Annotated in this window: 16 protein-coding genes, 2 tRNA genes and 1 pseudogene; 9 read left to right on the top strand and 10 right to left on the bottom strand. The window is 71.8% G+C overall.

Features of this window, described 5'->3' with window-relative positions; translation table 11 throughout:
- Positions 1-210 precede the first annotated feature (210 nt).
- The 6 genes from ehuB to PV796_RS24650 all read left to right on the top strand — a co-directional run bounded on the left by ehuB (position 211) and on the right by PV796_RS24650 (position 4,834).
- Entirely contained in the window at positions 211-1,062 is an 852-nt protein-coding gene (ehuB, locus tag PV796_RS24675; RefSeq protein WP_274915558.1) for an ectoine/hydroxyectoine ABC transporter substrate-binding protein EhuB, read from the top strand.
- Complete coding sequence (gene ehuC / locus PV796_RS24670; protein WP_274915557.1) at positions 1,059-1,805, top strand: ectoine/hydroxyectoine ABC transporter permease subunit EhuC; 747 nt, start codon at positions 1,059-1,061, stop codon at positions 1,803-1,805. The genes ehuB and ehuC overlap by 4 nt, the downstream gene beginning before the upstream one ends.
- Positions 1,802-2,452 (top strand): ectoine/hydroxyectoine ABC transporter permease subunit EhuD, encoded by a 651-nt coding sequence (gene ehuD, locus PV796_RS24665; RefSeq protein WP_274915556.1) that lies wholly within the window; start codon positions 1,802-1,804, stop codon positions 2,450-2,452. Before ehuC ends, ehuD begins: the two co-directional genes overlap by 4 nt.
- On the top strand, positions 2,442-3,251 hold the full coding sequence (ehuA, locus tag PV796_RS24660) for an ectoine/hydroxyectoine ABC transporter ATP-binding protein EhuA (RefSeq protein WP_274915555.1): 810 nt from the start codon (positions 2,442-2,444) through the stop codon (positions 3,249-3,251). The genes ehuD and ehuA overlap by 11 nt, the downstream gene beginning before the upstream one ends.
- Before the next feature lie 570 nt (positions 3,252-3,821).
- Entirely contained in the window at positions 3,822-4,580 is a 759-nt protein-coding gene (locus tag PV796_RS24655; protein ID WP_274915553.1) for an IclR family transcriptional regulator, read from the top strand.
- Positions 4,581-4,760: 180 nt separating this feature from the next.
- Positions 4,761-4,834: transfer RNA gene (locus PV796_RS24650), tRNA-Lys, on the top strand.
- Positions 4,835-4,961: 127 nt separating this feature from the next.
- On the opposite strand, the gene PV796_RS24645 is transcribed toward PV796_RS24650, so the two are convergent.
- Together PV796_RS24645 and PV796_RS24640 are read right to left on the bottom strand one after the other, a co-directional pair.
- The gene (locus PV796_RS24645; RefSeq protein WP_274915551.1) at positions 4,962-6,809 is read right to left on the bottom strand and encodes an AMP-binding protein; all 1,848 of its coding nucleotides are present in this window, start codon (positions 6,807-6,809) and stop codon (positions 4,962-4,964) included.
- 530 nt (positions 6,810-7,339) lie between these two features.
- Positions 7,340-7,933 carry a lytic polysaccharide monooxygenase auxiliary activity family 9 protein gene (locus PV796_RS24640; RefSeq protein WP_274915550.1) on the bottom strand — a complete coding sequence of 198 codons (594 nt, stop codon included), beginning with the start codon at positions 7,931-7,933 and terminating at the stop codon, positions 7,340-7,342.
- Positions 7,934-8,278: 345 nt separating this feature from the next.
- On the opposite strand from PV796_RS24640, the gene PV796_RS24635 reads away from it, so the two are divergent.
- Positions 8,279-8,806: a DinB family protein gene (locus PV796_RS24635; RefSeq protein ID WP_274915549.1), complete on the top strand. Its 528-nt coding sequence runs from the start codon at positions 8,279-8,281 to the stop codon at positions 8,804-8,806.
- A gap of 439 nt (positions 8,807-9,245) precedes the next feature.
- Here PV796_RS24635 and PV796_RS24630 read toward each other — a convergent pair whose 3' ends face one another.
- Together PV796_RS24630 and PV796_RS24625 are read right to left on the bottom strand one after the other, a co-directional pair.
- Positions 9,246-10,544: a hypothetical protein gene (locus PV796_RS24630; RefSeq protein ID WP_274915548.1), complete on the bottom strand. Its 1,299-nt coding sequence runs from the start codon at positions 10,542-10,544 to the stop codon at positions 9,246-9,248.
- On the bottom strand, positions 10,544-10,963 hold the full coding sequence (locus PV796_RS24625) for an SsgA family sporulation/cell division regulator (RefSeq protein WP_274915547.1): 420 nt from the start codon (positions 10,961-10,963) through the stop codon (positions 10,544-10,546). The genes PV796_RS24630 and PV796_RS24625 overlap by 1 nt, the downstream gene beginning before the upstream one ends.
- A 619-nt stretch (positions 10,964-11,582) precedes the next feature.
- On the opposite strand from PV796_RS24625, the gene PV796_RS24620 reads away from it, so the two are divergent.
- A tRNA-Lys gene (locus PV796_RS24620) sits at positions 11,583-11,656 on the top strand.
- Positions 11,657-11,690: 34 nt separating this feature from the next.
- Here the strand turns inward: PV796_RS24620 and PV796_RS24615 are convergent.
- Together PV796_RS24615 and PV796_RS24610 are read right to left on the bottom strand one after the other, a co-directional pair.
- Positions 11,691-11,969, bottom strand: coding sequence for a hypothetical protein (locus PV796_RS24615; RefSeq protein WP_274915546.1), 279 nt, complete (start codon positions 11,967-11,969; stop codon positions 11,691-11,693).
- The gene (locus PV796_RS24610) at positions 11,953-12,342 is read right to left on the bottom strand and encodes a hypothetical protein (RefSeq protein ID WP_274915545.1); all 390 of its coding nucleotides are present in this window, start codon (positions 12,340-12,342) and stop codon (positions 11,953-11,955) included. Before PV796_RS24610 ends, PV796_RS24615 begins: the two co-directional genes overlap by 17 nt.
- Before the next feature lie 285 nt (positions 12,343-12,627).
- Here PV796_RS24610 and PV796_RS24605 point away from each other — a divergent pair, with 285 nt between their 5' ends.
- The gene (locus PV796_RS24605) at positions 12,628-13,407 is read left to right on the top strand and encodes an HAD-IIA family hydrolase (protein ID WP_274915544.1); all 780 of its coding nucleotides are present in this window, start codon (positions 12,628-12,630) and stop codon (positions 13,405-13,407) included.
- A gap of 81 nt (positions 13,408-13,488) precedes the next feature.
- Here PV796_RS24605 and PV796_RS24600 read toward each other — a convergent pair whose 3' ends face one another.
- The 4 genes and pseudogenes from PV796_RS24600 to PV796_RS24585 form a co-directional block, all read right to left on the bottom strand.
- On the bottom strand, positions 13,489-14,565 hold the full coding sequence (locus tag PV796_RS24600) for a 2-aminoethylphosphonate ABC transporter substrate-binding protein (RefSeq protein ID WP_274915543.1): 1,077 nt from the start codon (positions 14,563-14,565) through the stop codon (positions 13,489-13,491).
- 61 nt (positions 14,566-14,626) lie between these two features.
- Positions 14,627-15,424, bottom strand: coding sequence for an ABC transporter permease (locus PV796_RS24595; RefSeq protein ID WP_274919220.1), 798 nt, complete (start codon positions 15,422-15,424; stop codon positions 14,627-14,629).
- 120 nt (positions 15,425-15,544) lie between these two features.
- Positions 15,545-16,405: pseudogene (locus PV796_RS24590) on the bottom strand (2-aminoethylphosphonate ABC transporter permease subunit); the annotation flags it as partial.
- Positions 16,398-17,576 carry an ABC transporter ATP-binding protein gene (locus PV796_RS24585; RefSeq protein ID WP_274915542.1) on the bottom strand — a complete coding sequence of 393 codons (1,179 nt, stop codon included), beginning with the start codon at positions 17,574-17,576 and terminating at the stop codon, positions 16,398-16,400. The gene PV796_RS24585 and the pseudogene PV796_RS24590, both read right to left, overlap by 8 nt.
- Between the last annotated feature and the right edge of the window lies 1 nt (position 17,577).

Below are 17,577 nucleotides of genomic sequence, written 5' to 3'. Positions count from 1 at the left end.
CGGCGTACGGAACATCTCCCGCGGCGATGTGCGGGGCGGGAAATGATCGGCATAGGCGTGAACGGTCCGGGTAGCCGCGCGCCCATGGCTCGCCCACGGAGCAACACCTCGGACAATCAGGGGCCACACCACTGACAACCCGGCTCCCGGAGACCCGAGATATCCAGACATCGGACGAGCGGCATCCGTCGCCGGTCGCTGCTCACGGGGGTGGCGGCGCTCGGCGCAGCGGGGTCCATCGGCGCGGCGAGCGGGTGCAGCCGGGTCCCGACCGCGAAGACCACCGGCGGCGGGCAACTGCTGGAGCGGCTGCGGAAGAAGGGCTCGGTCACCCTCGGCCTGGCCGGCGAGCAGCCCTACGGCTACATCGGCACCGACGGCAAGATGACCGGTTCGGCACCCACCATCGCCCGGGTGATCTTCAAGCGGCTCGGCGTCCCGCGCGTCGAGCCGTTCCCCACCGACTTCGGCTCGCTGATCGTCGGGCTGAACTCCCGGCAGTTCGACGTCGTCGCGGCCGGGATGTACATCACCCCCCAGCGCTGCGCCCAGGTGATCTTCGCCGATCCCGAGTACCAGATGCTGGACGCCTTCCTCGTCCGCAAGGGCAATCCGCTGAAGCTGCGCACCTACGAGGACATCGCGCGCACCCGAGCCCGGATGGCCACCGGCGTCGGCTACGCCGAGATCGACTACGCCAAGGCCGCCGGGATCACCAACATCACCACGCTTCCTGACCAGTTGGCGGGTCTGCTGGCGGTGGAGCAGGGGCGGGTGGACGTCTTCGTCGGCACCGCGGTGACGGTCCGCAACGTCGTGCGGCAGTCGCGGACCACCCGGGCGGAGGCCACGCCCGAGGTCACCCCCCATCTGGACGGGAAGCCGGCGATCGACGTGGGCGCCTTCGCGTTCCGCACCCCGGAGACCCTCCTCCGGGACGCCTTCAACCGGGAGCTGCACAGGATGAAGCGCTCCGGCGAACTCCTGGACCTGATGCGGCCGTTCGGCTTCACCGCCCGGCAGATGACGAAGATCACCGCCAAGGAGAAGTGCCGGCCATGAGCGACATCACCTGGGGTCTGTGGCAACTCCTCCTCAAGGGCGTGTGGGTCACCGCCCAGCTCACCGTCTACAGCACGGCGCTGGCCGCCGTGGCGGCGTTCGGCATCGGCCTGGCGCGCACCCACCGCCGGTGGTTCGTGCGGTTCCTGTCCGGGGCCTACTTCGAGATCTTCCGGGGCACCTCCGCACTGATCCTGATGTTCTGGGTGTTCTTCGTGCTGCCGTTGGGGTTCGGCTGGCAGCTGGTCCCGATGTGGGCCGCGGCGCTGACACTGGGCCTGACGTACGGCGCGTACGGTTCCGAGGTCGTCCGGGGCGCGATCGCCGCGGTGCCGCCGGCCCAACGGGAGGCGGCCGTCGCGCTGAGCTTCTCGCCCGCGCAGACGCTGCGGAAGGTCGTCCTGCCGCAGGCGTGGCCGGGCATGGTCCCGCCCTTCAACAACCTGCTGATCGAACTGCTCAAGGGCACCGCGCTGGTGTCGATCCTGGGCGTCGGCGACATCGCCTTCGGCGCCGCCCTGGTACGCAACGCCACCACCCAGAGCGCCCCCGTCTACACGGTCATCCTGGTGATGTACTTCGCCCTGGCGTTCGCCCTGACCCGCGGGATGCGGGTGGTGGAGCGGCGCGCCAAGGCGGGCGTCGGGCAGGCCCCGACCGGGCGGCCACGGCCGCGGCTGCGCCCGGCGACCGGTCCGGCGGTCACCGGCACCGCCGCTCCCGCGGAGGGTGAGGCCCGATGACGTTCGACTGGTCCGCGGTCGGCCACTTCCTGCCGACGTTCTGGAAGGGCCTCCTGGTCACCCTGGAGGCCCTGGTCCTGGGTTCGTTGATCGCCTTCGCGCTCGGCCTGGTCTGGGCGCTGGCGCAGCGCTCGTCCCTGAAGGCGGTGCGCTGGCCGGTGACCGCGTTCACCGAATTCGTGCGCAACACTCCCCTGTTGGTGCAACTGTTCTTCCTGTTCTACGTGATGCCCGAGTGGGGCGTGACGCTCAGCGCGCTGGCCACCGGGGTGATCGGGCTGGGTCTGCACTACTCGACGTACACCGCCGAGGTCTACCGCTCCGGCATCGACGGCGTCCCGGCCGGCCAGTGGGAGGCGGCCGTCGCGCTGAGCCTGCCGCGCCGCCGCACCTGGACGGCGGTGATCCTGCCGCAGGCGGTCCGCCGCGTCGCGCCGGCCCTGGGCAACTACGTCATCGCGATGTTGAAGGACTCGCCGATGCTCTTCGCCATCGGTGTGCTGGAAATGCTGGGCCAGGCCCGGCAGTTCTCGTCGCAGACCTTCCAGACCGTCGAGCCGTACACGGTCGTCGGCGTCGCCTTCATCGCCCTCGCCTACCCCGCGTCCCTCCTCCTGCGAGCCCTGGAGCGCCGCCTTGCCCGCTGACCAGCACACCCCGAACGCCGCGCCCGCGGCCGAGACCACCGAGCTGATCCGCTTCGACGGGGTCAGCAAGCGGTTCGGCGCGCACACCGTCCTCGACGCCCTCGACATAAGCGTCTACACGGGCAGGCACGTCACGCTGATCGGCCCGTCGGGCTCCGGAAAGACCACGATCCTGCGGCTGTTGATGACGCTGCTCAAGCCGGACGGGGGCACCATCAAGCTCGGTGGCCGGTACCTCACCCACGAGGAGAGGGGCGGCAAACTGGTCCCGGCGAGCGACCGTTACAGCCGCGAGGTGCGCAAGAACATCGGGATGGTCTTCCAGCAGTTCAACCTCTTCCCCAACATGAAGGTGCTGCGGAACATCACCGAGGCCCCGGTGCACGTCCTGGGCCTGGACGCGGACGCGGCCGAGGAGCGCGCCCGCGAACTCCTCGAACTCGTCGGCCTCACCGCCCATCTGGACAAGTACCCCTCGCAACTCTCCGGCGGTCAGCAGCAGCGGGTCGCCATCGCCCGGGCCCTGGCGATGCGCCCGCAGGTCCTGCTGCTGGACGAGGTGACCTCGGCCCTCGACCCGGAACTGGTGGCCGGCGTCCTGGACCTGCTGCGGGACATCGCCCACTCCATGGACATCACCATGCTCTGCGTCACCCACGAGATGAACTTCGCCCGGGACATCTCGGACTGCGTGCTGATGTTCGACGCCGGGCGGGTCATCGAATCCGGCCCGCCGGAGCGGATCTTCACGGCCCCGGAGCACGAGCGGACCCGGGAGTTCCTGAGCGCGGTCCTGTAGGGGCGTGGCGAGCGGCCCGTGGAAGGGGCGCCGCCCTGGGGCGTGCGGGAGCGCGACACGTGGTGCGCGTTCCCGCACGCCCCATCCGCGTCCCGGCCATCGGACACCCGGACGCCGGGCCGGGCACGCCACCGCCTTTGAGACATCCGAGACCTCTGAGGCACGCGGTACGCATGAGGCTTACGCACACCAGGCGGAAGGGCGAGCATCCGTAGCAGAACTGGGGCGCCAGAGCCTCAGGCGAAAACCCGACACTCCGTCAACTCCGCACGTCACCAAGGGCCGTCAACCCCCGCCGTCAGCGCCCCACCCGGACCGCTCCCGACCCCCCGTTGCCGCCGGTCCGCGCGCTATCCGCCGACCCGTTCATGACCTGGGCATATGCCAGCGTGCAGGGCGCCTGCACAGACGCGTGAACTACCCCGCTTTTCAGTCAAGACCCCCTCCATCCGGGCCCGTTGACCGCTATCGTGATACGAGCCCGTTGACCGGAAGCGGCCCGCGTTCTGCGTAGGTCGCGCCCGATCGGCGGTCACGACGCAAGCGGTACCAACCTCCTAGGGGGACACCGTGGCGCTGAAGCCCGAGCCGACCGCGCCGTTCCATTCGGTGCAACACGCCCTTCGCGTTCTCGAAACGATCTCGCGGCACGCCGATGGCGTGACCGATGCGCAGATCGCCCGCGAGACCGGTTTGTCGGCGGCCCACCTCGCCCAGATGCTGTCCATGCTGCGCCGCGAAGGCTACGCGCATCAACTCGCCGACGGTGCATACGTCGTCGGCGAGTCGCTGCTGTTGCTGGGCTCGGGCTCCGACCGCAGCCGCGCCCTGCGCGACAAGCTGCAACGCACACTGGATCAGCTACGCGATTCGGTCGGAGCCGCGGTCTACATCAGCCGGTACATCGACGGCGAGGTGAAGATCCTCCACTACGCCGACGGTCCGCTGGCACCGAAGGTCAACGAGTGGGCCGAGTTCCGTCGCACCGCGCACGCCAGCGCGGTCGGCAAGTGCCTGCTGGCCCAGCTCGACTACGACGGTCGGATGGACCACCTCTCACGCCACAAGACCGCCCGGCTCACCTCCCGGACGATCACCAACGAGAAGGTGCTGTTCCACAAGCTGGACAGCCAGCCACCGACCGTTCCCGTCCTGGATCTCCAGGAGTACGCGGTCGGCACGGTCTGCGCCGCGGTTCCGATCACCGCCGGCAAGACGGTGGGCTGCCTGGCCCTGTCCATGCCGCTGGAGAACGCGCACCGCCTCCGGCAGGCCGCCGACACCCTGAACCGCAAGGCCGCGCCCGTTTTGCTGTCGTTGGCGATCTGAGGCGGGGCGCCCGTTACCGGCGCCGCTGCTGGGGTGCCCGCCGGGATGGCCGGCGGGGTCACTTCGGTTGCCGGGGCGCCCGGAGGCTGAGGCCGAGGGCCCCGTGGGGCGTCGCGGGAGCCGTCGCCGGGGTGGTCATGAGCACCCCTCTCGACCAGGTAGTATTTCTTTCGTCAGCGCGCGCCGCTAGCTCAGTTGGTTAGAGCAGCTGACTCTTAATCAGCGGGTCCGGGGTTCGAGTCCCTGGCGGCGCACGTAGGAAGTGGGCGCCCTCGGTTTACCGGGGGCGCCCACTTCGTTTTCGACCCTTCGCGCTCTTCGCCCTCGCTCTCGCTGGCTGGTTTCCGTTGTGAGGTGAGCGCGGGCGTCCTGTGTGCGGGGTCACCGGTCCAGGAGATGTTCCCGGTTGTGCGCGCGGTACTGCGCCACGAGGGCGGCCCGGTCGTCGTCCGTGAGGAGGCGGTAGCGCCAGAGGGCGGTGCCGGAGGGGCGATCGGCGGGGTGCGCGGTCGCGCGGGGCTCGATCGGGCGCCACCAGACCGGATCCGGGCCCCGGAAGCCGGCGTTCCGGAGGGCGGCCCGGCGCACCTTGTTGGTCGCGGTGACCGGCAGCGCGTCGACGATCCGGAGGAAGCGGGGCGACATCTTCGTCCCGAGGTCCGGCTGGGCGGCGAGGAAGGCCGCGAAGCCCTCCGGATCGAAGGCCGCGCCGCCGGGCAGTGCGAGGGCCGCCATGACCTGGTCGCCGGCGACCGGGTCGGGCACGGCGTAGACGGCGGCGCCGGTGACCGGGGCGTACCGGGCGAGGATGTTCTCGATCATCGCGGCGGCCAGGTTCTCGCTGTCGACCCGCAGCCGGTCGTCCGTCCGCCCGGCGAAGTGGAAGAACCCCGCCGCGTCCCGGAAGAACAGGTCACCGGTCCAGTACCAGCCCGCACCGACGCGGCCCTGGGCCCGGCCCCGGGTGCGCGCGGCGGTGGCCTCCGAGTTGCGCCAGTAGCCCTCGAAGGCGCTGCGGCCCCGGTTGACCAGCTCCCCTATCGCCTCGTCCCCGTTGACGAGGCGACCGGCCCGGTCCCACCGGGCGCGCGGCAGTTCGTCGCCGGTATCCGGGTCGACGACGGCGAGGTCGTCACCGGGGGCGGGGCGGCCCACGGCTCCGGGCGGGGTGTCCGGGGTGCGCTGGAGCGCCGCGCCGCCCTCGGAGGAGCCGTAGCCCTCGACCAACCGGACGCCGAAGCGGTCGGCGAAGCGGGCGATGTCGACGGCGCCGGCCTCCGTGCCGAATCCGGTGCGCAGGGGGTGATCGCGGTCGTCGGGGGCGGGCGGGGTGGCGAGGAGGTACTGGACGGCCCGGCCGACGTAGGTGAAGTAGGTGGCGCCGTAGTGGCGCACGTCGGGGAGGAAGGCGGAGGCCGAGAAGCGGCGGCGCAGGGCGACGGCCGCGCCGCCGGCGAGCGCCGGGGCCCAGCCGGCGATCACCGCGTTGCCGTGGAACATCGGCATGCAGAGGTAGTGGACGTCGTCCTTCCGCACACCGAAGTAGCGGACCAGGGACTGGCCGGCGGCGGCCAGCCGGCCCTGGGTGCAGAGGGCGGCCTTCGGGGCGCCGGTGGAGCCGGAGGTGAAGTAGAGGAGCATGCGGGTGCCGGGGCCCGGGGCGGTCGCCCGCCGCCGTTCGCCGCTACGAAGGGCGGTGCCGAGGGCGTCCGTTGGCCGCGCGCCCTCATAGGGGGCGAGCAGTTCCCGGTAGGCGGGGTCGTCGGTGATCAGTACGCGCTCGGGCGGGACGGGCAGGTCGAGCCCGGCGAGCAGCGGGAGGTGGGCGCGTTCGGTGATCAGCAGCGCGCAGTCGGTATGGGCGATGTCGCGGGCGAGTTCGGGGCCGCGGCGGGTGGGGTTGATGCCGGCGACGGCGGCCCCGGCGAGCGCCGCGGCGTTGAGCCAGAGCGGGAACTCCGGGACGTTGTCGAGCAGCACCCCGATATGCGGCTCCGCGCCCGACGGCAGCGCCTCGCCCAGCAGCGCGGCCCGCGCGGCGGCCGCGCCGGCCACCTGGTGGTGGGTGAGCGCCGCCTCCCGGTACTTGAGCGCGATGCGGTGGTCCCCCCACTGCGCTTGAACGAGCTCGGCGACGGTGCGGGGGCCGGATGCACGACTGGCGGCGGGAGGGTGGGCGTGTGTGTCGGGGGTGAGCGGGCTGTCGCTGCGCGAACTGTCGGCCACCATGGCGGCGGAGCTTAGCTGACGCATCGTCAATTTTGGAGAGCCGGGGTGGGCGGCGACTCACTAAGGACAGGGAAGAGGACAGGGAACTGGAAGAAGGAGGCCGCCACTCCAGAGAACTACTTCCTCGGCCCCATCACCCCCTGGGTCGACCCCCACCTCCCCAGAACACCAACCCGTGGCGCGATGCCCACCAACTCCCGCCGCCCATACCGTTCTTACACAACGAGACGGCGAGCGACAGGCGACAGGCGACAGGCGGAACCGCACAGCAGACACGCACGGTACCGGGGCGGCGAGGGCCTCCCCGGCGAGAGGACAGGGAGACCCGATGAAGACGCAGCAACTACCGCCGGAGCAACGACCGAACGCCGCACACGCCACGTCCGGTCAGGCGAGCAGGACCAAGAACGGGACTGAGGACAGGAACAGAGGCAGAGGCGGTGGTGGCGGTGGCAGGGGCGGGGATAGCGGCAGAGACAGAGGCGGGCGTAGAGGCGGAGCCACCACTGGGGGTAGCGACCCGAGCGAGGTCAGGACAGGTCGACGTCCGAGCAGGCGTAGAACGCGTTGCCCGTGTCGGCGATGTTCCATACGCCCAGGATGATGTGGTGCCCTGACTTGAGGGTGGGGACGGTGCCCTGATGCTGCACCGTCTCCCCCGGCCGCGCACCGCCCATCGGGACCGTCATGAACGGTTCGGGTTCGAGGTCGGCGCGGGTGAGCGGCTTGGTCGGGTCGTAACTGTCCTTGGTGATGAAGTACTCGAAGTCCGCCGTCGCATGACGCGCGGTGATCCGCCAGGTGAAGGTGTAGCCCTGCCCCGGGGAGAGTTTGGTCGTGGGCCACGCGCCACCACGGGGGTCGTCGAGCTGAGCGAAACCGTCGTGCCCGCCGGAGCAGATCTTGCCGTCGGCCGGCCCGGCGGCCGGGAATCCCTTGGGCGCCTCGACGCTCTGGGGCTCGTACTGAATCGCACCGCAATCCTTGACGGTTCCGTTGGCGCAGAGCGCCTGACGACTCGGGGGCGCATCGCTGTAGCCGTGACTGGAGGCGCTACCCGTTGCGAGGAAGGAGGCTCCGACGACACCTAGGCCGATCACGGCGGCGGTGAGCTTTTTCCGCATGCTTCGCTCCTGGAGAACGTGGGGGAAGGGAGTTCTGCAAGCCAAGTGCAACGCGGCGCAGTGCCATGCGCGGCAACTGCGATGCGCGGCACCGAAGTGTGGTCCAGACCAACCGGCAGACTAGTGAGGGGAGTTGACCATGTCCAGACCATGAAGCGTTCATGTCCGAGCGGCATCGAGACGACATCGGCGGCATCGGCCGCATCGCTCGCCCACGATGCCGCTCGCTCACCACCCCGTTCACCGCGGAGCGCGCTCCACGGCCTTCCCCGCACAACGTTCCCCTCGGGGCTCCCCCTGTGGCGGTCACCGTATGGGGCGGCGGCCCGTGTGAGAGTGGCGCGCATGGGTACAACACCGGACGGCCGCCCCATTCCGCCCCCGCAGGCCGGAGAGCGTCAGATGCTGGAGAGCTGGCTGGACTTCCACCGCGCCACGCTGGAACTGAAGTGCGCCGGCCTCGATGACCATCAGTTGAGGACGGCCTCGGTGCCGCCGTCGTCGATGACGCTGTTGGGCCTGGTCCAGCACATGGCAGAGGTCGAACGCAACTGGTTCCAGCGGGTGTTCGCCTGCCAGGATTCGCCGCCACTGTACGAGGAGGGCGCGGGCGACGGCTTCGCGGTCATCCCCGGCCGCGGAGGCGGCGAGGTCATGGGTCGCTGGCGCGCGGAGGTCGCACGGAGCAGGGAACTGATCGCCGGCTCGTCGTTGGAAGACACTGGCAAGCTCTCGGAACAGGAGGCCGCACATGTGGGCGACCAGGGCGTCTCGCTGCGTTGGATCTTGGTTCACATGGTCGAGGAGTACGCACGCCACAACGGTCACGCAGACCTGATCCGGGAACGCATCGACGGCACCACGGGCGCCTGAAACACAGGCCGATGCCTGAGTCACAAGTTGATGCCTGAGACATAGCTCGACGGGGGCGGGAGGGGCGGGGGCAGAGGTCGGCCTCAGGGAAGGGAGAGAAGGGAGCTCCAGAAGCAACCGGCCCAAGCCCGCACGCACGCCACATCCCCTCCCCCGCCCCGCACAAGCCACCAGGCTCAAGCGCCCCGGCGCCGGTAGGGCAGGCCGCCAGGACACCGGCAGAACACCAACAGGGCCTGACGGGGCACCGACAGGACCGCCGGCACGGCGTTAACGGGGGCACCCATCGCGCTGCCAGAGCGTCGAGTTGGTATCGCCGCGTGCAGTGCGGCGCCGTGCGCGAGCAGTCGGGCCCGGGCCGCGGGAGTAACCGGAATCCCTGGAGTCCCCAGGGTCCCTGGAGTTCCCGGAGTACTCGGAGTTCCTGGGATCCCTCAGGTCAGGCCGCTGCCTCTCGGACGGGGCCTGGGGTAGGCGCGGCGGCGGTTTGGACTAGGGCGGTGTAGGTGCGGCGGAGGGCGATGAGGGATTCCTGGGCCTCGCGGTAGACGGCGGCGTCGGGGCCACCGCGGTGGGCGAGGGTGCGGACGGGGGCGCAGTGGCGGTCCATGGCGCTGAGCCAGGCGCGGTGTTGGGCCGGGAGGTGGCGGCGCAGGTGTTGGCGGCGGCCCTCGCCGAGGCGGCGGCCGCCGATGCCCAGTACGGCGTCCGCGGCCTGGAGGACCGGCGGCTCCAGGGCGCCCTGTTCGGCGAGCGCGCCGAGTACCGCGCGCTGCTGGTCGGTGGCCGGGGCGGCGGCCAGTTCCGTTGCCTCGGAGTGGAGTTGGGCGCGCAGGGCGTGCTGGATACGGACCAGGCGGCGCAGCGCCGTCGGGGTCGAGGAGTCGTCGGGGGCGCGGCCGGCCAGGGTGTCGGCGAGGCGGAAGAGCCAGATGCCGTGCGCCTCCAGGCGGGTCGCGGCGAGCATCAGCCGGTCCAGGCGGCTGAGCGGCTGGCCTTCCGGGGCCCAGCGGACGATCGGCACCAACTGTTCGGTGCGGGCCAGTTGGTCGATGGGGATGTGGCGGCGCGGTTTGCGTTCCGGGGCCCAGTTGTGGAGCGCGAGGGTGGGCAGGGCGACGAACTGGTCGTGGTCGATGCGGTGCGCGATGGCGGACCAGAGTTCGAGGAAGGCGTCGTTGGCGACCTCGCGGGCGGCCGGCGCCTGCGGGTCGAGGGCGCCCCAGCCGCAGGCGACCGCGATGACGGCGACGCGCATCGCGGCGGCCTCGGCGTTGCGGGGCGAGAGGCGGGAGACGCGCTGCCGCAGGGCGGCCAACTCGTCGGCGCGGTCGGCGCGTTCGATGACGGCGGCGGCGGTGGCGCGGTCGGGCGCGACGGCCGCTTCGCGGGCCATGGCGTCCAGCCGGGTCCAGGTGCCGATCATGGAGCGGACCGGCGGCCGCTCGGGGAGGAAGCCGTGCGCGCACGGGTCGTGCGGGGCCGGGGCGCCGGACGCGTCGCAGTCGGCGGCCGCGGCGTCAGCCGCGTCCGTGGAGCCGGGGCTCGTGCCGTTCGGGCCGCCCTGGACGGGGATGCGGACGGCGGGGTCGGCGCCGGCCCGGGCGGCCAGGGTGCGTGCGGCCGCGGTCCGCGCGTCGGCGGGCGCGGGGGCGCCTGGGGCGCCCGTTGCGGTGGTGGGCGTCGCGCGTATCGCGGGGCGGGCGTCGGGCGTCGTCGTCATGGGAGTGGGAGTCATCAGCACTTCCCCGCTAGCAGGCGGGCCAGGTGGGCATCCATATCGAGATAGCGGTCTTCGTGGCCGGGCGGGACGATGGCCGCGGTCTGCTCCAGCCAGGCGGTGAGCTCCGTCGCGCGCACCCTCAGCTCGCAGACGCTGTCGTCGGTGGCGAGCTCGATGTGTACGTGTCGGGGTCCGGCGGCGCGGCGGGTGGGCCACACCCGTACGTCACCCTCGCCGACCTCTTCGCACAGTCCGCCGAGCAGCAGGTCGCGGGCGAACAGCCAGGTGGCGACCGCTTCGCCGCGGCTGAGGAAGGCGACCTCGACCTCGTAGGGGCGGTCGCTGCGGTAGCCGAACCGGCCGGCCACCGGAACCGTTTCGTCCGGCCCGAGGAGGAGCTGCATCTCAAGGGTGCGCTTGGCTGTCGACACCACGACGATCAACCTTTCCGAAGAGGGGCGAGTCCCGGGGCCCCGGGTCGGGGCTCGCGTCCTAGCAGACGTCGGCTCGGGGTACGGGGTTGCAGGTGACGGCGGAGTAGTGATGGACGCCATGATCCGCGGGGGAAGGGCGGGCGGAGGTCCGGGCTCCCGGTCGGGCGGGGGGTGGCGCGCGCGGTGCCGGGTGCGGGGTGTCCGGGGACCGTCATGCCAGTTCTCCTCCGGGCCGGCTGCTCGTGGGGGCCGTGCGCCCCGGCGTCGGCCCGCCGCGCCCCGGCGCTGGCGTCAGCCTCTCAACTGGCAGGAGATACCGCATGTTGACGGGGCAACTGTTGCGCTACGGCTACGAACTCGATCTTCACAGACCAATTCGGGCGCGACGGCAGGCAAAGGTCCCGAGGTGGAGGGGCTTTCGCCCCGGGCGGGAGGGGGTGTTGATGAGGTATAGGGCGACGGAGGGGTGGGGTGGAGTGCAGTGGTGGGCGTCGAGTGGTGGGCGGGACGAGAGAGGTGGGCGCGGGGTGGCGGGGATCACATGGGGTGGGTGCGTGGGTGGGGCGTTCTTGGGTACGGACCACCCTCGGAGTTCGTGTAGAGTTTTCTTCGTCAGCGCGCGCCGCTAGCTCAGTTGGTTAGAGCAGCTGACTCTTAATCAGCGGGTCCGGGGTTCGAGTCCCTGGCGGCGCACGTAGGACTGAGGCCCCTCGCATTGCGGGGGGCCTCAGTCGTGTTGTGGTGACGGCGCGGTGTCGCGGGGCGGTGGGGGTCCGGTGGCCGGGGCGTGGCCCACGGTGGCGTCGCCGGTCGTGGGCAGGAGCGCGGGACTGCTGGTCAGCGGGGCGGGTGCGCCGCCGCAGAGCCAGCACGCCAGCAGCAGGGCGGCCCAGGCGATGCCCCAGAGGGGCCGGGTGCCGGGTCCCCGTTGGCGCGGTGCCGCGAGGTCCGCCGAGGTGTCCGCCCGCTCGGTGGGGGCGGTCCGTTGTTCAGTCTTCGTCGGCACCGTCGCTCCCGTGGCGTTCGCGGCGGAGGCGGAGTCTGAGGCGGAGCAGTTGGCCCGCGATGACCAGGATGACGCCGCCCGCCAGGACGAGGGCGACGGCGGAGGTGCTGCTCAGTTCGCGGTGGGCGACGACCCGGTCCGGTACGAGGTGGGTCCGGGCGGGCGGGGTGAGGGCCAGGTGCGTCCCGGTGGGGAGGGTGGGCCGGGTGCCGTGGGCGACCGTGGGCGGCGGGCGGTGTGGGCCGGGGGCGGCCGGAGTGGCGGCGGCGGTCTGGGCGGTGCGGGCGCCGCGTTCGTCGTCGGCGTGCGCGGGAGCCGTCGTCACCGCGCACGCCGCGACCGCGGCACAGAGTGCGAGCTGCGGTGAGCGCATGGTGTACCTCCGGTTACTCCGAAGGTCCGCCGGTCCGCCGGTGGGCGCATCCGGGGCGGTGTGGGGCTGCGCCGATCGGGTGGGCGGGGGCACCGACGGCGGGGGCTTGCCGCTGGCGGCTTGCGTGAAGGGGACGGCGGGGCTCCGTGCGGACCCGCTCGTACGCCCTCGTTTCGTCGCCGTCGAAGGCGGCCGGGCGGGTGCGGCGTCCTGGCGCGGTGTGCGGGGGGCTTCGGAGCGTCGCTCCCATGGCATGTGAGCTGGGGCGCCTCTTACGGTAGGGCCATGACTGAGCGCAAGCCCATCGAATCGTGGCTCACCGATATGGACGGTGTGCTGATGCACGAAGGCGTCCCCGTGCCGGGCGCGGATGCCTTCATCAAGAAGCTCCGGGATTCCGGCCGTCCTTTTCTGGTGCTCACCAACAACTCGATCTACACACCGCGGGACCTGCACGCCCGGCTCAACCGGATCGGGCTGGACGTGCCGGTGGCGAACATCTGGACGTCGGCCATGGCCACGGCGACGTTCCTGGACACCCAGCGGCCCGGTGGCACCGCCTATGTGATCGGGGAAGCGGGCTTGACGACCGCCCTGCACGACGCGGGGTACGTACTGACCGATGTCGATCCGGATTTCGTGGTCCTGGGGGAGACGCGGACGTACTCGTTCGAGGCGTTGACGAAGGCGATCCGGCTCATCAACGGTGGTGCGCGGTTCATCGCGACGAATCCGGACAACACCGGCCCGTCGCCGGAGGGGGCGTTGCCGGCGACCGGTTCGGTGGCCGCGTTGATCACCAAGGCGACGGGGAAGGAGCCGTACTTCGTCGGGAAGCCGAATCCGTTGATGATGCGCCATGCGCTCAATGTCATCGGGGCGCATTCGGAGACCTCCGCGATGATCGGCGACCGGATGGACACCGATGTGTTGGCGGGGTTGGAGGCCGGGATGGCGACGTTCCTGGTGCTGACGGGGCTGACGTCGGCGGAGGAGGTCGACACCTATCCGTTCCGGCCGACGAAGGTGGTGGACTCGATCGCCGATCTGGTGGATCTGGTCTGAGCCGGGGCGGGCGGCCCGGCGGGCCGTTACGGGTCGGGGCCGGAGCGGGTGGTCCCGGCTCCGGCCCCGGTGCGCTGGGGGTCAGCTTCCGGTGGCCGTCCGCCAGGCGTTGACGTAGGTGTCGAGGTTCTTGTCGATGTCGTTCCAGTCGGGCTCGAAGATGTCGACGCCGTTCATGATCTTGGCGAGGGCGGCGGCGTTGGCGTCGGTGAGCTTGACGTCCTTGCGGGCGGCGAAGCCGCCGCCGATGGCGGAGACCTCTTCCTGGACGGGCTTGCTGAGCAGGTAGTCGAGGAACTTGCGGGCGCTGTCGGCGTGCGGGGCGTCCTTGACCAGGCCGGCGGCGTAGGGGAGGGAGAAGGTGGTGGGGCGGGCGCCGGGCTTGGCGGCGGGGAAGAAGATGCCCTGGTTGGGCATGGTCTTGGTGTTGGCGTAGTTCATCTGGACATCGCCGTTGGCGATGAGGAGTTCGCCCTTGTCGGTCTTGGGGGCGAGCTGGCCGGTGGAGGAGGACGGGCCGACGTTGTTGGCCTGGAGCTTCTTGAGGAAGTCCATGGCGGGGCCCTGGCCGCCGAAGTCGTGCAGGGCCTTGATGAGGACGGCGGTGCCGTCGCCGGCGACGCCGGGGGTGGAGTACTGGAGCTTGCCGGCGAAGCGGTGGTCGGTGAGGTCCTGCCAGGTGGCCGGGGGCTTGGCCAGTTCCTTCTTGTTGTAGATGAAGCAGAAGTAGTTGTTGACGACGGAGACCCACTTGCCGCCCGGGTCCTTGTCGGCGGCGGCGACCTGGTCGGAGCCCTGGGGGCGGTAGGTGTCCAACAGGCCCTTGCCGTCGGCCTGTTGGATGAAGGGCGGCAGGGTGATCAGGACGTCGGCCTTGGTGTTGGTGCGTTCGCGGGCCAGGCGCTGGACGGCGGCGCCGGAGCCGGACTCGACGTAGTTGACCTTGATGCCGGTCTGCTTCTGGAAGTCCTTGAAGACCTTGTCGTAGAAGCCGTCGCCCTTCTCGCTCTTGAGGCCGTCGGCGCTGTAGACGGTGATCTCCTTGGCGTTGGGGTCGGCGGCGGAGGCGCCGCAGGCGGTGAGGGAGCCGGCGAGGGTGAGGGCGGCGGCGCCGGCGAGGAGGGGGCGGGACGGGCGGCGGGGCGGGTGACTGGGCATGGCGGGGGCTCCTGGAACAGGTCGCGGGAGGAGGGGAGTTGGGGGGTGGGAGTGGTGCGGGCTAGCGGTGGGTGGCCCTGGTGCGGAGGCGGGAGACGGCGAGGAGGACGAGGAGGGTGGTGGCCATGAGGACCACGGCGAGGGCGGCGCCGGTGAAGAGGGCGCCGCGGTCGGTGGCGGCGAAGATCTGGACGGGCAGCGGCATCCAGTCCGGCGGGTAGAGCATCATCGTGGCGCTCAACTCGCCCATGGAGAGGGCGAAGCACAGGCCGGCGGCGGCGGTCAGGGACGGCAGCAGCAGGGGGAGTTTGACCCGCCACAGGACGTAGGCGCGGCGGGCGCCGAGGCCGGCGGCGGCCTGCTCGTAGGCCGGGTCGAGGCGGGCCAGGGCGGCGGTGACGGACTGGTAGGCGAACGCGGTGACCAGCACGGTGTGGGCGATGATCACGATCTGTGGGGTGCCGTTGAGGAGGAACGGGGGTTGGGAGAAGGCGACGAGGAGGGCGAGGCCGACGACGACGGAGGGGACGGCGACCGGGAGCAGGAAGAGGGCGTCGAGGATCCGGCGGGTGCGGCGGCCGAGCCTTTCGGCGGCGAGGGCGGCCCAGGTGCCGAGGGTGAGGGCGAGGACGCTGGCGGCGAGGGCGGTGAGCACGCTGGTCAGCAGGGCGGTGAGGGCGTCGCCCTGGGCGATGTCCTGATAGTGCGTCAGGGTCAGGCCGGAGGGGAGGGCTCCGCTCCAGCCGCCGGCGACCGAGGCGGTGGCGATGACCAGCAGCGGGAGGGCGAAGACCGGTACGAAGAGGAGGGCGAACGCCGCCCAGATGACCCGTCGGGCGGCTGCGCTATGCACGAGCACGGTCGGCACCTCCTGCGGCGAGGACGGGGGCGGTGGGGGCCGGGGGTGGGGTGTTCGTGGGTCAGAGGATACTGGCCCGCGTGGGGGGCGGGGGGTGGGCGTGCGCCGGAGGGTTCTGGCGGTGCCGGTGGTGCGGGACATCACCGTCCGGTAGAGGGCGTAAAGGGCCACGGAGAGCGCGATGTTGATGACCGCGACGACGCAGGCGCCGGTGTAGTCGCCGTCGAGGATCGCCTTGGTGTAGACGAGCGTCGGCAGGGTGACGACGTTCTTGGCGCCGGTGAACAGGACGATGCCGAACTCGTTGAGGCACAGCACCAGGACGAGGGCGCCGCCGGCGGCCAGTGAGGGCAGCGCCTCGGGCAGGATCACCGTCCGCACGATCCGCCAGGGGCGGGCGCCCAGCGAGCCGGCGGCCTCCACCTGGGCGGTCTCCACCTGGGAGAACGCGGCCAGGAGGGGGCGCATCACGAACGGGGTGAAGTAGGTGACCTCGGCGAGCAGCACGCCCCAGGGGGTGTGCAGGAAGTTCAGTGGCCCGTGGGTGGCGCCGGTGACGTCGGTCCAGAGGCCGTTGGCGATGCCCACGGTGCCGTAGAGGAACAGCAGGGCGAGGGTGATCAGGAAGGAGGGGAAGGCGAGGAAGAGGTCGATGAAGCGGGCCAGTGCCTTGCCGCCGGGGAACGGGACGAAGGCGATGACCAGGGAGAGCGCCAGGCCGAGGAGGAGCGCGCCGAGGGTGGCGCCGACCGCGATCAGCACGGTGTTGGTGAGCGCGTCCTGGAAGGAGGTGGCGGTCAGCACCGTGGCGTACGGGGCGGTGGAGGGGCCGCCGCCGTCCTCGGGGGTGAGGGACTGGCGGACCACCAGGGCCAGCGGGTAGAGGAACACCACGGCGAGGGCGGCGACGGGCGGTAGGGCCCAGAGGGCGGTGGTGCGGCGGGGGCGGGGCCCGGCGCGCGGGGTGGTGCGGTCAGGCATCGGGGGCTCCGGCGTCCGCGGGGCCGGTCGGGGTGGGGAGGCCGGCGGGGAGGAGGACGGCGTCCTCGGGGGCGAAGTGCAGGGCGAGTTCGGTGCCCAGCGGCGGGGGGTCGCGCAGTTCGCGCAGGTCGGCCAGGACGCGATGGCCGTCGACCGTGACGTACAACCGGTGGGTGGCGCCGCGCCATTGGACCTCGGTGACGGTGCCGCGCAGGGTGTTGCCGTGGCCGTCGGGGGCGGCTTGGAGGCCGAGCAGGTGCGGGCGGACGCAGAGGGTGGCGGTGGCGCCGGGCGCCGCGTCGCCGGTGGGGACGGTCAGATGGCGGCCGGCGAACTCCACGCCGCCGGCGCGCACGGTCACCGGCAGCAGGTTGGCGGTGCCGACGAAGGAGGCGGTGAACGTGGTGCGGGGGCTGCGGTAGAGGGCCTGCGGGGTGTCGCACTCGCGCAGCCGGGCGGATTCCAGGACGGCGATCCGGTCGGCGAGGGTGAGCGCCTCCACCTGGTCGTGGGTGACGTAGAGGAGCGAGAGGTCGGGCAACTCGCGGTGCAGGCGGGCGAGTTCGGCGAGCATGCCGGAGCGCAACTGGGCGTCGAGCGCGGAGAGCGGCTCGTCGAGCAGCAGCACACCGGGGCGGATGGCCAGTGCGCGGGCGATGGCGACGCGCTGTTGCTGACCGCCGGAGAGTTCCCGGGGGTGCCGGTGGGCGTGGCCGGCCATGCCGACCATCTCCAGGGCCTCGGCGACCCGGCCGGGGATCTCGGCGCGCGGCGCCTTGTGCGCCTTGAGGCCGAAGGCGACGTTCTCGGCGACCTTCATGTGTGGGAAGAGCGCGTACTGCTGGACGACCATGCCGATGCCGCGCCGGTGGGGCGGCAGGTCGGTGACGTCCCGGCCGCCGATCAGGACGCGGCCGGAGACCGGGCGGACGAAGCCGGCGACGGCCCGTAGGGCGGTGGTCTTGCCGGAGCCGGACGGGCCGAGGAGGGCCATCACCTCGCCCGGTTCGACGGTGAGGTCGAGGCTGTCCAGGACGGTGTGCTCGTGGTGGCGGCCGTAGGCGACGGTGACGCGGTCGAAGCGGATGCCGGAGGCCGGCGCGGGCGCGGTCGGTGCGGGCGGCGGCGTGGACACGGCGGGTGGGGCGGGGGCCGTGGAGGGGGCGGGCATC

Origin of the sequence: Streptomyces sp. WZ-12, from assembly GCF_028898845.1 — a bacterium.
GTDB lineage: Bacteria > Actinomycetota > Actinomycetes > Streptomycetales > Streptomycetaceae > Streptomyces.
This window is presented reverse-complemented; position numbering and strand designations above follow the sequence as displayed.

What these genes read in the sequence shown, in the direction of transcription:
- ehuC (WP_274915557.1), top strand. Translation starts at nt 1,059, where the DNA reads ATGAGCGACATCACCTGGGGTCTGTGGCAACTCCTCCTCAAGGGCGTG.
- ehuD (WP_274915556.1), top strand. Translation starts at nt 1,802, where the DNA reads ATGACGTTCGACTGGTCCGCGGTCGGCCACTTCCTGCCGACGTTCTGG.
- PV796_RS24645 (WP_274915551.1), bottom strand. Translation starts at nt 6,809, where the DNA reads ATGGTGGCCGACAGTTCGCGCAGCGACAGCCCGCTCACCCCCGACACA.
- PV796_RS24640 (WP_274915550.1), bottom strand. Translation starts at nt 7,933, where the DNA reads ATGCGGAAAAAGCTCACCGCCGCCGTGATCGGCCTAGGTGTCGTCGGA.
- PV796_RS24635 (WP_274915549.1), top strand. Translation starts at nt 8,279, where the DNA reads ATGGGTACAACACCGGACGGCCGCCCCATTCCGCCCCCGCAGGCCGGA.
- PV796_RS24630 (WP_274915548.1), bottom strand. Translation starts at nt 10,544, where the DNA reads ATGACTCCCACTCCCATGACGACGACGCCCGACGCCCGCCCCGCGATA.
- PV796_RS24610 (WP_274915545.1), bottom strand. Translation starts at nt 12,342, where the DNA reads ATGCGCTCACCGCAGCTCGCACTCTGTGCCGCGGTCGCGGCGTGCGCG.
- PV796_RS24605 (WP_274915544.1), top strand. Translation starts at nt 12,628, where the DNA reads ATGACTGAGCGCAAGCCCATCGAATCGTGGCTCACCGATATGGACGGT.
- PV796_RS24600 (WP_274915543.1), bottom strand. Translation starts at nt 14,565, where the DNA reads ATGCCCAGTCACCCGCCCCGCCGCCCGTCCCGCCCCCTCCTCGCCGGC.
- PV796_RS24585 (WP_274915542.1), bottom strand. Translation starts at nt 17,576, where the DNA reads ATGCCCGCCCCCTCCACGGCCCCCGCCCCACCCGCCGTGTCCACGCCG.